The organism is Pseudoalteromonas sp. SG44-5 (assembly GCF_014164175.1).
Taxonomy (GTDB): Bacteria; Pseudomonadota; Gammaproteobacteria; order Enterobacterales; family Alteromonadaceae; genus Pseudoalteromonas; species Pseudoalteromonas nigrifaciens.
In genome coordinates this window covers 21,324-33,998 of record NZ_JACJES010000020.1, presented here as the reverse complement: position 1 = coordinate 33,998, position 12,675 = coordinate 21,324, and the positions used below count along the sequence as shown (strand labels likewise).

13 protein-coding genes, 1 tRNA gene and 1 pseudogene are annotated in these 12,675 nt (G+C 39.7%); 12 read left to right on the top strand and 3 right to left on the bottom strand.

The window, feature by feature from the left end; all coding sequences use genetic code 11:
- The first annotated feature begins 23 nt into the window (after window positions 1-23).
- The 5 genes from tgt to H5079_RS15195 all read left to right on the top strand — a co-directional run bounded on the left by tgt (window position 24) and on the right by H5079_RS15195 (window position 6,251).
- Entirely contained in the window at window positions 24-1,151 is a 1,128-nt protein-coding gene (gene tgt / locus H5079_RS15215; RefSeq protein WP_011327032.1) for a tRNA guanosine(34) transglycosylase Tgt, read from the top strand.
- 26 nt (window positions 1,152-1,177) lie between these two features.
- Window positions 1,178-1,513 (top strand): preprotein translocase subunit YajC, encoded by a 336-nt coding sequence (gene yajC, locus H5079_RS15210; protein WP_011327033.1) that lies wholly within the window; start codon window positions 1,178-1,180, stop codon window positions 1,511-1,513.
- Between the two features lie 19 nt (window positions 1,514-1,532).
- Window positions 1,533-3,392: a protein translocase subunit SecD gene (secD, locus tag H5079_RS15205; RefSeq protein ID WP_011327034.1), complete on the top strand. Its 1,860-nt coding sequence runs from the start codon at window positions 1,533-1,535 to the stop codon at window positions 3,390-3,392.
- Window positions 3,393-3,401: 9 nt separating this feature from the next.
- Window positions 3,402-4,349 (top strand): protein translocase subunit SecF, encoded by a 948-nt coding sequence (gene secF / locus H5079_RS15200; protein WP_011327035.1) that lies wholly within the window; start codon window positions 3,402-3,404, stop codon window positions 4,347-4,349.
- A 123-nt stretch (window positions 4,350-4,472) separates the two neighbouring features.
- Window positions 4,473-6,251 (top strand): GGDEF domain-containing protein, encoded by a 1,779-nt coding sequence (locus tag H5079_RS15195; protein WP_220489003.1) that lies wholly within the window; start codon window positions 4,473-4,475, stop codon window positions 6,249-6,251.
- Window positions 6,252-6,322: 71 nt separating this feature from the next.
- Here the strand turns inward: H5079_RS15195 and suhB are convergent, their stop codons facing one another.
- Complete coding sequence (suhB, locus tag H5079_RS15190; protein ID WP_011327036.1) at window positions 6,323-7,126, bottom strand: inositol-1-monophosphatase; 804 nt, start codon at window positions 7,124-7,126, stop codon at window positions 6,323-6,325.
- A gap of 270 nt (window positions 7,127-7,396) precedes the next feature.
- Window positions 7,397-8,062 (bottom strand): LiaF domain-containing protein, encoded by a 666-nt coding sequence (locus tag H5079_RS15185; protein ID WP_182684412.1) that lies wholly within the window; start codon window positions 8,060-8,062, stop codon window positions 7,397-7,399.
- A gap of 314 nt (window positions 8,063-8,376) precedes the next feature.
- On the opposite strand from H5079_RS15185, the gene H5079_RS15180 reads away from it, so the two are divergent.
- The 3 genes from H5079_RS15180 (at window position 8,377) to H5079_RS15170 (ending at window position 9,556) form a co-directional block, all read left to right on the top strand.
- Window positions 8,377-8,940 (top strand): BON domain-containing protein, encoded by a 564-nt coding sequence (locus tag H5079_RS15180; RefSeq protein ID WP_182684410.1) that lies wholly within the window; start codon window positions 8,377-8,379, stop codon window positions 8,938-8,940.
- A 75-nt stretch (window positions 8,941-9,015) separates the two neighbouring features.
- Complete coding sequence (locus tag H5079_RS15175) at window positions 9,016-9,174, top strand: YqaE/Pmp3 family membrane protein (protein WP_011327039.1); 159 nt, start codon at window positions 9,016-9,018, stop codon at window positions 9,172-9,174.
- Window positions 9,175-9,479: 305 nt separating this feature from the next.
- A tRNA-Ile gene (locus H5079_RS15170) sits at window positions 9,480-9,556 on the top strand.
- 351 nt (window positions 9,557-9,907) lie between these two features.
- Here the strand turns inward: H5079_RS15170 and H5079_RS15165 are convergent.
- A complete protein-coding gene (locus H5079_RS15165) occupies window positions 9,908-10,237 on the bottom strand; it encodes a 5-carboxymethyl-2-hydroxymuconate Delta-isomerase (RefSeq protein ID WP_011327042.1) in 330 nt (109 codons plus the stop codon).
- A gap of 254 nt (window positions 10,238-10,491) precedes the next feature.
- On the opposite strand from H5079_RS15165, the gene H5079_RS15160 reads away from it, so the two are divergent.
- From H5079_RS15160 to H5079_RS15145, 4 genes and pseudogenes are all read left to right on the top strand, one after another.
- Window positions 10,492-10,968 (top strand): CreA family protein, encoded by a 477-nt coding sequence (locus H5079_RS15160; RefSeq protein ID WP_083497484.1) that lies wholly within the window; start codon window positions 10,492-10,494, stop codon window positions 10,966-10,968.
- 3 nt (window positions 10,969-10,971) lie between these two features.
- Window positions 10,972-11,745 (top strand): hypothetical protein, encoded by a 774-nt coding sequence (locus H5079_RS15155; RefSeq protein ID WP_182684409.1) that lies wholly within the window; start codon window positions 10,972-10,974, stop codon window positions 11,743-11,745.
- Between the two features lie 13 nt (window positions 11,746-11,758).
- Window positions 11,759-12,105, top strand: a pseudogene (locus H5079_RS15150) (LysE family translocator); the annotation flags it as partial.
- Between the two features lie 67 nt (window positions 12,106-12,172).
- Window positions 12,173-12,667: a gamma-glutamylcyclotransferase family protein gene (locus tag H5079_RS15145; RefSeq protein WP_011327047.1), complete on the top strand. Its 495-nt coding sequence runs from the start codon at window positions 12,173-12,175 to the stop codon at window positions 12,665-12,667.
- Window positions 12,668-12,675 lie beyond the last annotated feature (8 nt).

The window sequence follows — 12,675 nt, the reverse complement described above, 5'->3', positions numbered from 1 at the left end:
GTTTTTCCGACATTGAGGACAATATGAAATTTGAATTAGACACTACAGACGGTAAAGCGCGCCGCGGCCGCTTGATTTTTGACCGTGGTGTAATAGAAACTCCAGCATTTATGCCTGTAGGTACTTACGGTACTGTTAAAGGCATGACACCGGATGAAGTAAAAGCAACAGGCGCGCAAGTTTGTTTAGGTAATACGTTTCACCTAATGCTGCGCCCAGGCACTGAAATCATTAAGCAACACGGTGGTTTACATAAGTTTATGAATTGGGATTTCCCGATTCTAACTGACTCAGGTGGCTTCCAGGTGTTCAGCCTAGGTGCTATGCGTAAAATTACCGAAGAAGGCGTATTATTTAGCTCCCCAGTAAATGGCGAGAAAATTATGATGACGCCAGAATCATCAATGCAAGTACAGCGCGACTTGGGTTCAGATATCGTGATGATTTTTGACGAATGTACACCATACCCTGCTACCGAAAAAGAAGCTAAAGATTCAATGGAATTGTCACTTCGCTGGGCTAAACGCTCAAAAGAAGGCCATGGCGACAACCCATCTGCACTGTTTGGTATTATTCAAGGTGGTATGTACCCAGAGTTACGTGCACAATCGCAAGCCGGACTTGAAGAAATAGGCTTTGATGGCTATGCATTAGGTGGTTTATCGGTAGGTGAGCCGAAAAACGAAATGATCAATATTCTTGATCATTGCGCGTACAAAATGCCAGCAGACAAACCACGTTATTTAATGGGTGTAGGTAAGCCAGAAGACTTAGTTGAGTCGGTACGCCGTGGTATTGATATGTTTGACTGTGTTATGCCAACCCGTAACGCTCGTAATGGTCATTTATTTATAACCACAGGTGTGGTTAAAATACGTAACGCAGTACATAAAACAGATACTGGCCCGCTTGACCCTGAGTGTGATTGCCATACCTGTGGAAACTACTCACGTGCCTATTTACATCACCTTGATAAATGTAACGAAATTTTAGGCGCACGATTAAACACTATTCATAACTTACGTTATTATCAACGTGTTATGGAAGGCTTACGTAACGCAATTAGCGCAGGTAAGTTAGATGAGTTCGTTCAGGATTTTTATGCTCGCCGTGGCCAAGACGTGCCAGAGCTTGCAGATATAACAAATTAAATTTTAAAAATTAAAGAGGAAGTATCATGAGTTTATTTATTTCGAATGCCCACGCAAGTACTGGTTCTGCATCTGCCGGTGGCGGAATGGAAATGCTAATAATGTTAGCTATTTTCGGTTTGGTTTTTTACTTTTTGATTTATCGCCCGCAAGCTAAGCGTGTTAAAGAGCATAAAAGCTTAATGAGCGCGATGGCTAAAGGTGATGAAGTACTTACCCAAGGCGGTTTAGTGGGTAAAATAGTAAAAATTGCAGATGATAAAGATTTTGTTGTTATCTCATTAAACGAGCAAGCAGAAGTAACAGTACAAAAATCAGCCGTAACTGCGGTATTGCCAAAAGGCACAATGAAGTCGCTATAAAAATAATAAGGACGACCCCGTGTTAAACAAGTTTCCACTTTGGAAGTATTTACTTGTTTTAGCTGTGGTAGCCGTTGGCCTTTTATACGCCTCTCCAAACTTGTATGGTCGCGATCCGGCTATACAAGTTTCTGGCGCTAAAGGTGCTGATGTTGATCTCAGTGTAATAGACAAAGTAAACGCAACCCTCAAAAAACATAACGTTAGTGTTAAATCAACGAAACTCGAAGATGGGCAAATACTCGTTCGCTTTAGAAACGTTGAAGAGCAGCTAAAAGCGCAAGATTTATTGCGTAACTCTCTTAGCGATGATTACATTTCTGCTATAAACATGGCTCCAGCGCAACCAGCTTGGTTAAAAGCGGTTGGCGGCAACCCAATGAAGCTAGGCCTAGACTTAAGTGGTGGTGTGCATTTCACCATGGAAATTGACATGGCGACAGCCGTTGATAACCAGCTTGAGCAAATGGAAGAAGACTTTCGTAGCGACCTACGTGAAGAAAAACTTCGTTATCGCAGTGTTCGCCGTGTAGCGGGCTCTGATCGTATGCGTGTAGAAATGCGCAGCGAAGAAGATAAAGACGCTGCAGAGCGCTTCTTAAAGACGCAGTATCCATTAAATGTATACATAGATGATAGCAGTAACGATAACGCATTTTATGCGACTATGAGTGAGCAAAAACTCAAAGAAATTCGTGATTACGCTATCAAGCAAAACGAAACGATTATTCGTAACCGTATTAACCAAATTGGTGTTGCTGAGCCAAACGTACAGCGCCAAGGTGCTGAGCGAATTATTGTGCAACTACCCGGCATTCAAGATACTGCTCGTGCTAAAGAGATTTTAGGCGCAACGGCCACACTTGAGTTTCGCGAAGTAGAAGAAAACGCCGATATTAGCGCTGCTGCTCAAGGTCGTATCCCACCGGGTACTGAAATGATCATGAGCCGTGACGGTTACCCTGTGGTACTTAAAAAACGTATTATTCTTGAAGGTAGCCATATTACTGGCGCGCAATCAGGTAGCGATGAATACCAACGCCCGCAAGTAAGTATTACGCTAGATAGCAAAGGTGGGGCAAAAATGAATGCCTTTACCAAGCGAGCTATTGGTAAGCGCATGGCCACGGTATTTATTGAATACAAACCATCAGGTAAAAAAGATGCCGACGGTAAAGCGCTTCCGCCTATTAAGGTTGAAGAAGTTATTAACGTAGCAACTATTCAAGCACGCCTTGATCGCTCGTTCCGTATTACCGGTATTGATAACCCAGCAGAAGCACATAACTTAAGCTTATTACTACGTGCTGGTGCACTTGTAGCGCCAATTCAAATAGTTGAAGAGCGCACCGTAGGGCCAAGCTTAGGGCAAGAAAACATTGAAGCAGGTATGACCGCGGTAGCACTTGGTTTTGCATTCGTACTTGCATTTATGCTTATTTACTACAAAGGCTTTGGCATGGTTGCTAACCTTGCGCTTGCTGCTAACTTAGTACTTATTATTGGTGTTATGTCGTTAATTCCAGGCGCAACGCTTACTTTGCCTGGTATTGCCGGTATTGTACTAACTGTAGGTATGGCGGTTGATGCCAACGTACTTATTTTTGAACGTATTCGTGAAGAGCTGGCCGATGGCCGTAGCCCTCAACAAGCCGTTCATTTTGGTTATGACAGTGCATTTAGCACTATTTTCGATGCCAATATTACCACCTTAATTGCTGCCGTTATTTTGTTTGCTGTGGGCACTGGCCCAATTGCAGGCTTTGCGGTTACGTTAGCAATTGGTATTTTAACGTCAATGTTTACAGCTATTGTTGGTACACGTGCGATTATCAACTTATTTATCGGCGGTAAACGTGTTGATAAACTTTCAATTTAAGGAGTAGCCATGCAAATTTTAAAATTGGGTAGCAAAACCCTACGTTTCATGTCTCTTCGTAAAGTGGCAATGGGTTTTTCAACGTTATTAATTTTAGCGGCATTTATATCGGTTTTCACTAAAGGCTTAAACTTTGGTTTAGACTTTACCGGTGGTACTGCCGTAGAAGTTGGCTTTTCGCAACCTGCAGATCTTAAAAAGGTGCGTAATGTACTTGCCGAAAATGGCTTTGCAGATGCATCGGTACAATTGTTTGGTTCAAGCCAAGAAATTTTAGTTCGTTTAGCGCCGCGCGGCGATGACGTAAAAGCTGAAGTTATTGGTAACCAAGTTATTGCTGCATTAAAGCTAGCAGACGAAAGCGTAGTAATGCGCCGTATTGAGTTTGTTGGCCCAAGCGTAGGTGAAGACCTAAAAGAGCAGGGTGGCCTGGCCATGTTAACTGCGCTTATTTGTATCTTGATTTATGTAGCGTTTCGCTTTGAATGGCGTTTTGCAGTAGGCGCAGTAAGCGGCTTAATTCACGATGTTATTATTACCGTTGGCTTATTTTCGGTATTAGGTTTAGAGTTCGATTTAACCATATTAGCGGCTATATTAGCGGTAATAGGTTACTCGCTAAACGATACCATTGTAGTATCTGACCGTATTCGTGAAAACTTCCGCAAAGTACGTATTGATGACACGATAGAAATTATCGATATTTCTTTAACACAAACGCTTAATCGTACCTTAGTAACGTCAATTACCACTATTTTAGTATTAATTGCCTTGTTTATTTGGGGCGGTCAAACCATTCATGGCTTTGCTACAGCATTGTTATTTGGTGTGTTTATTGGTACTTATTCATCTATTTACGTTGCCAGCTCAGTTGCTATTGCACTTGGCGTCAGTAAAGAAGATTTAATACCAGAAGTGATTGAAAAAGAAGGTGCTGATCTAGACGCTATGCCGTAATAGATTTGTAAGCCGATATTAACCGCCCATCTGGGCGGTTTTTTATTGCCTGCAGATTGCCATAAAAATGTCATATTCGCTTGCTACTTTACCTTGAGTAAATCGTAATAGAGCTTAGCAATAATGAAGCAGCGTAAATTATTAAATGAAATTTTAGAAAATGGCACAATTACCACCTTGTTTCAGCCGCTTTTTGATATTAGCAGGCAGACCATTCTCGGTTATGAAGCACTCAGCAGAGGGCCTAAAAATAGCTGTTTAGAAATGCCTAATACACTGTTTCAGGTGGCTCATCAATATGGTCTTATTTCAGAGCTTGAGCTACTGTGCCGCTCTAAAGCTATTGAGAACTTTGTGCATTTGAAGCTGCAGGGCAAACTATTTTTAAATGTTAGTCCTAAAACGTTACTCGACCCAAGTCATCCTAAAGGCGAAACACTGCATCTCATTAAGCAGTTTGGTTTAGCAGCTCATCGGGTGGTGATAGAGGTAACAGAGCAAGAAAGGGTCGAGGATGAGTTTTTACTACAAAAAACTATGGCACATTACCGCTCTTTAGGCTTCACTATTGCAATTGATGACTTAGGTACGGGGTATTCTGGGTTAAAGCAATGGTCGGAGTTATGCCCAGACTTTGTCAAAATCGATCGTTATTTTATCGATCATTGCGATAAAAGTGTGGTTAAAAAAGAGTTTTTAAAGTTAATAACAGCTCTGGCAAAAGTAACCAATACGACAGTGATTGCAGAGGGAATTGAGCGAGCAGAAGAGCTAACTGTGTTAGAAGGAATGGGTATCAACTATGTGCAAGGGTTTTTGCTTGAACGACCAAGTAATAAACCAAGTTATGTGCTTTCAGCAAGGCAAATTCAAGCACTGAGCTTTGCCGCAAATACAAACCAGTTAAATAACTCTATGGCTATTGGTTGGCTTGCAGTAGCGCAGCAAACTATTGATAGCGAAACCAGTTGTAAAGACGCCCATGCGCTATTTGAACGAGATAAATCAATTGCCAGCCTAGTGGTAATTAATTCGCAGTGTCAGCCAATTGGCTTGCTCCACAAAGAGCAACTTAGTGAAGTGTTTGCAGCGGCCTATGGCCATGCTTTGTATGACAAGCGTGCGGCCACTGTAGTAATGGACAGGCAACCGCTAGTGGTAGATGAAAACCAGCTGCTAGATAACGTTAGTCAGCAAATTACCGAATGCGACTTTGATATTCGCCGCCATATAGTGATCACCCGAGGGCAGCAGTATTTAGGCATTGTGCCAGTACGCGACATATTAAAACATATAACAGATGAAAAAATTCGTCATGCGCAGCACGCTAACCCATTAACTATGTTACCCGGTAATCTAGCTCTTAACGATGCCATAGAGCGGCGTTTAGCTACACAAAAGGCGTTTTCATTGGCGTATTTAGATTTGAACCATTTTAAACAGTTTAATGATTTGTTTGGTTATGCTAGCGGCGATAGTGTAATTAAACTATTAGCAAATATTACGATGCAGGCGTGTAGTAATACAAACAGTTTTGTTGGCCATATTGGCGGCGATGACTTTATGGTGCTATTTGATGATAATAATGCTGCCGCAGTGTGCGAGCATATTATTCGCCAATTTGAAATAGAATCACAGGTGTTTTTTAGTTCCGAACATATTAAAAATAAGGGATATTGGAGTGCAAATAGAGAAGGGAAGCCACAATTTGTGCCATTAGTAACACTGGCAATAGGCTTAGTTACTCCCGATTTACACCATTATAAGAATAGCCATCAGGTTGCAGCATTGGCAAGTAATGCTAAAAAATCAGCAAAGCGCTTTGCTCATAGCCATTTGTTTTTATGTCAGCGTAGTAAGCCAAGTAGTGTGGTTGCTAGGTTAGAAAAACAAGCAGTTTAATCGTTATAAATAATTTTTTGCAGACAACAAAAAAGGAGCCTAAGCTCCTTTTTTAAACCATGCAATTTGTATTAACGCAGTAATGACTCAGTTAATACAGGGCGAATTTCGCGAATTATTGCTTGAGTTAGCTTAGGTGCGCCACAGATAATGTTACCACTATTGTTATAGTTTACGCCGCCAGCAAAATCTACAACCATGCCGCCTGCTTCTTTTACTAATAGCTCGCCTGCAGCAGTATCCCAAGGTTTTAAACCAATTTCGAAAAAGCCATCAACGCGTCCAGCAGCAACATAAGCCATGTCTAGCGCAGCAGAGCCCGCACGACGGATATCAGCAGTATGTATGAATAAAGCTTTAAACGCTTCTGTGTATGCATCTAGGTGTTGTTTTTGCTTGAAAGGGAAGCCAGTAGCTAAGATTGAACCGCCTAAATCAACTGTTTTAGAAACGCGTAAACGTTTGCTATTAAGTTGTGCGCCTTGACCACGAGAGGCAGTGAAAAGCTCACCACGAATTGGATCATAAATAACGGCTTGGTCTAAACGACCTTTTACTTTAAGTGCGATAGAAACCGCAAAATGAGGAATACCCTTGATGAAGTTAGTTGTGCCATCAAGCGGGTCAACAATCCATTGGTAATCTGCATCTTTACCTTTATGCTCGCCTAATTCTTCACCAACAATGCAGTGATCAGGGTAAGAGCGTAAAATGGTGTCGCGAATTATAGCTTCAGCCTCTTTATCAATGTTAGTCACTAAATCGTTAGTGCCTTTTTGTTGAACTTCAACTTTTGATAAATCTTCACTTGCACGAAGTATAATTTTGCCTGCGTTACGCGCAGCGCGAACCGCAATGTTTAACATTGGATGCATGGTATTACCTTTGGGTTGTAAAAGAACGTTTATATATTTTAGCTGGCGTATTTTAGCGACTTTTGCCATAAAGTAAACAACAAAGCCTAAATACTTTTGTTTGTTTTTTATACTTGCTTGATGTGCAGAGCATTTTATAGAAATTCAGCATTGATGAATCTGCAAAGCACTTTTTAAATGTGTTCTAGTGCTTTAAAAATGTAGCATGTTTTTTACTCTTTAACCTGGGCCCAAGTTAAAAGCTATGAACATGCTTTTATAGGTAGTTCATCACATTGGAGTACCACTTTTACCACCAAGTTGGGTTTTTAATTGGTTAGCAAAGCTAATAAATTTTTCTTTAATGGTGCGCTTAATCTTTATTTCTACCGAGCCCATAATAGCCTTTCCCTCAATATGGATGGTCGGGCCTTGATGCTTGTTAAGTGCCACTGTTTTATTTTCAACACTACTAATAATGCTAAACATTTTTGATACTACATTAACGTGTTCTGGTACGTATATTTCATCACTGCCAAAAATACAGTTAACATGAATCGTTATCTCTTGGTGGGTAAAAATAGCATCGGTAAAATCAAGTACTACCGAGCCCATAAAGTTAGTCAGGTAAATATTTTTAGGCACAATCCACTGGCCACTTCTTTCATTGGAGCCTAAAATACTGCGTAATGTAAAGTCACTCTGGCTAAATTGCTGAGCGCTGTAATTGGGTGAAAATTGCGAATGCTTTTGGGCATTATATTGATGATCAGTATTAAGGGTTAAATCCTCAACTAAGCTAACAAGGGCTTCATTATTATTTGTAGCCATTGCCTCATCTAAACGCCTTTCAAATGCTTCAACAGAAATAACTCCGTGGCTGTAATTATAAATTAGTTGATCAATCACTTCTTCGCGCACTTGCTCTAGCGGGCGGTCTGTTATTTTTACGCTCATTAGGGTATTCCTTTTATTTTACTGTTGTCACTATATAAGCAAAGCACATACCAAAAATATTATTGTTATTAATCAGCTTGTTATGTTTTTAGCCTATTTGTGACTTTGTTATATTAACGATCCATTAACCAAAATGGTAATTATCTAGCTATTTTCACTACTGAGAACTTTTTACCGATAAGTCGGTAAAAAAGTGATGTATACAAAGTGAAGTTATTTTATATCCCGCCTTAACTATCTGATTTTACTTATTTATTAAAGTTGGCCTAAAGCTGGCATTAGTTAAAGTGTCTTTAATCAAAAGGAGAAAGATTATGAAAACATTTAACAAATCTATCATTGCGGCGTTAGTTTTAGGTACTACGGCTATGGGTGCTCAAGCGAGCAGCTGGGAAAATGAAAGTAAAGATGCTTGGATTGATGGTAAGGCTGAAACAGTGCTTCTTATGAACACTAACCTCAATAACTTTGACATCAACACTGATGTAAAAAATGGCAAAGTTATACTAACAGGTAAAGTTAATAGCGAACTCGACAAAGAGTTAGCAGAAGAACTTGTACTGAGTTTAGATGGTGTAACCGATGTTGATAACCAGCTTACTGTTGTGAAAAACATGAACAGTAAAAGCCATGACAACATGAAAGATGATGATGGTAGCGGCTTAACCGACGCTAAAATTACCACAGTCATCACAACGCGTTATTTATTTAACTCAGAAGTTGGTGGTACAAACATTGATGTAGATACTGACAACGGTGTAGTTACTCTTACCGGTACAGTGAACTCAGATGCTGAAAAACAGCTTGCAGTAAAAATTGCTAAAAATGCTCAAGATGTTCGCGACGTAGTAGATAAACTAACGATAGTTGCAAAGTAACATAGCATTTATAAAACCCAGCTCTGCTGGGTTTTTGCTTATAAGTTTTTTAGTTTATAAATAAGGAGAATATTTATGGATATTATACGTATTATTTTTTCAATCTTATTGCCACCACTGGGAGTATTTTTACAGGTGGGTTTAGGCTTACATTTTTGGATAAATATTTTACTTACGTTGTTTGGTTACTTCCCTGGAGTAATACATGCAATATACATTATCGCAAAAAAATAATTCATTTCTGTTTGTCGCGTAATATAAGCTGTAAGTTGCTTGTTTAAAGCTCAATTTGTAAATTACGCGATATACAGCCTTCCATTTCATTTTTACTTAGCTGCCAGTATTACCCTAAATTCTGCAAATCTTAATATTACACCCATAAAAAGATTACTATTTAAGCAGTTAGACCATTGATTGTTAAAATAAAGACTTTTGCTAGTGACAAGCCCCTAAAAACTTTTTATACTGCACCCCGCTTTAGTCGCTATGTGACTAAACGCTTCTTAAAAAATTAACTGTTTACAGTTATACAAAAAGTTGGCCCCTTAGCTCAGTTGGTTAGAGCACACGACTCATAATCGTTAGGTCCCCAGTTCGAGTCTGGGAGGGGCCACCACTTTTAAATATACCTACTAAAAATCATTCCAATCATTAACTAATGAATAGCTCTATGTTGTGTTAATTACACTTTAAGTATATTTTTGCCTGTTTCATTATAAAATAATAAATAGAATTGTTTTACGGCAATAAAAAATCCCTAGTTAGGGATTTTTTACAGAGTACTTATTAACGCTTTTAAGTTAATACCTATATTATTAATAACATGATCATTCTGACTTATTAAGTAGCTAATTAACCGCGTTAGAAATAGCCTATAGGTCACTATACATTATGACTTTGATTAGTGATTAAGCTGTTTTTTTGGTACTAGAATTGTTCACTAATTTAATGTGACGGGTAAAATAAATTAATTTTTACGGTAGATCTCATGTTCAATATCGTAAATATTAACGCTTAAACTGTCTGATGCTCTGCAATAGGTTTTTAAACACTCAAGTAGTTGCTCACTTAACATTTGTTTTTGCTCAATAGAACGTCCCGCCAAAATGTGTACCGCAATATGTATAAACCCCGACCCGCCTGCGCCAAGTAGATATTGCTGATAGGAAATAGCGCGTGTTTTTATGGTTTCTAAATCAAATAAATTACTTTGGAAAGCGGCGTTGTGAATTTTTTCTACAAGTACTTGTGGTAATACAGGGAGGTCTTCTGAGTGTTCAATAATAATGTGCGGCATTTAGGCGTTCCTATTATGAGTTACTACATGTGTGAACCTTATTATACCAAATACCAGGTTACCCGCTAACCCCTACAATGCTGAATTAGCATCTTTTTGTTTTGCACAATTAGCCATTAAGAAGTGTTATGGTGCGGCAAAGGTGAATGTATATAGCGCAATGTTTATTTTTTACAACATGTGTTTTGTAGCTGTAAATACGTTTAGTATAGAAGAATAAACCGTATCCCTCTTTAAGTATGTTGGAGAACACGATGAAGTATTTAAAAGTCAGCTTTTTACTCGCAGGTATGCTTACCTTAACAGCGTGCTCAGATGATGTTGCCTCTGTAAGCCTTGGGTTATTTACCACCAAGGATGTAATTGTAAATTCGCAACAAGACCCTTTAGTCACTGGGGTAACGTGCCATATTAGCCATATAGAAGCTAATTTAGATTTTTCAGATCCTTCTGATATGTCAATTTCGTGTCGGCAAACCGGGGTTATTACCGCAGAGCAATTGCAGCAGATTGATCGGAGTAAATCTGGGGAAGTGGTATTTAAATCATCTAAAAGTATTTTGTTTAAATCATTAAAAGTGCGTCGTATTTACGATGCTAAAGCACATACCTTATTGTATTTGTCGTACTCGACTAAAGAGTCTACGGGGAGTCATCATCATGCGTTATCTACTGTGCCATTATACAATACACAAGCATGGCAATGGGCGCTTGGGCAAGAGCGAGAGTAAGCTATGTTAGCGTTATTTAAGCCCAAACCATTACTGGCTGAGCAAGAGCAGCAATGGTTAATTGATACCTTTATATGGGCAGTTGAAAACTTTGATGTTGAGTTTTTTACCCAGCATACGCAAATCACTTTGCCCACGGTTGAGTTCTTTCCCGACTCGGTATCGAGTATTGAAGAAATGGCCACTAAGGTATTTAACCGCGTAAGTAGTTATGCGGGTATGACAGCGTGGCCTATTCAACTAGTTGCACCGCAGCAGCTCACTCCACAGGTTTTTCCACAGTTTAAATTTAGCCAACAACTACGTGGCGAAGGCGCTAAATTAATTGTACCGCCTAGCCAGGCTATTAATATTTCGTTTAATCCAAATCAAGTAAACCAGCCACAAGACTTAGTTGCCAGTTTTGCTGGAACGTTAGCGACTATTTTAATTCATCATGTAGGCGTATTACCACCGGGCGGAAAAGACTACTTAGCGCAAGCTGCTGATGCACTGGCTTGCTTTTTAGGCTTTGGGGTAATGATGAGCAATACGGTATATCATTTTAAGGGCGGCTGTGGCTCGTGTTATAACCCTTATGCAAATCGCGAAGCGTCGTTGAACGAAACCCATACGGTATTTATGCATGCGTTAGTGAGTTACTTTAAAAATGATAAACGCTCTAAGCAGCATTTAAAACCGCATTTGCGCGGCCAATTTAAAAAAGCGCAAAAAGAAATTAAAGCATTAGTCAATAACTCAGCTAACCCGCTGTTATTAGCGTATATGCCAAACTAAGCAGAGATATTGTGTGAATTACTTAGACGAATTTTTACTGATTGCCGTAGCGCACTTTTTTGCAGTAGCAAGCCCAGGGCCCGATTTTGCTGTGGTATTAAAGCAAAGTGTGCAGCAAGGTAGGCGCAATGCTCTTTGGACTAGTGCAGGTGTTGGTGCGGCTATTTTATGGGGCTTAAATACTTGGCCGGTGCCTATTTAGCTTATTTGGGAGTGCAAGCACTGCGAGCAGCCAAACCGGGGGCAAATCTAAATGATAATATTGCCAACAAAACGGTGCCAGCAGAGCCCGTTTGGTTTGCCTTTCGGCGCGGCTTTTTAACCAATGCATTAAACCCTAAAGCCACCTTGTTTTTTATTTTAATAGCTTTGGCTATTCGTGTTGTAATTTAAAACCAAGTTACATTATTTAATTTTAGGAGTAGGTATGTCGCTTTATAATTTTTCGTTTGGCTCTAACATGTCGTCTCACCGTTTACTGGCGCGCTTGCCTAATGCTAAGCGCATTGGTACAGCCGTATTACAAGGTTATGAGCTAACCTTTGATATGTATTTTAAAGATGGCTCAGGTAAGTGCAGTATTAGCCCAAGTGATGCAGAGGATGCGTTAGTTTATGGGGTTGTTTATCAAATAAGTGATGCCGAAAAAGTCATTTTAGATGGTATAGAAGGTGCAGGTTACGACTGCGTAAATATAACCGTAAAGCTTTTAAGCGGCGAAGACGTTAACGCTCATTGCTATATTGCCAATACCCATGACAGTGAAGCGCTACCCTACGACTGGTATATTAAACACGTTCATCGCGGCGCGCTTGAAGCTGGCGTTCCAAAAGCATACAGTGATGCAATATTAAACCGCGCGCAAAAAAGCGACAGTAACCTAGAGCGTGCTGAAATTGAATTTGCAGTACATCAAAAATAATCATAATA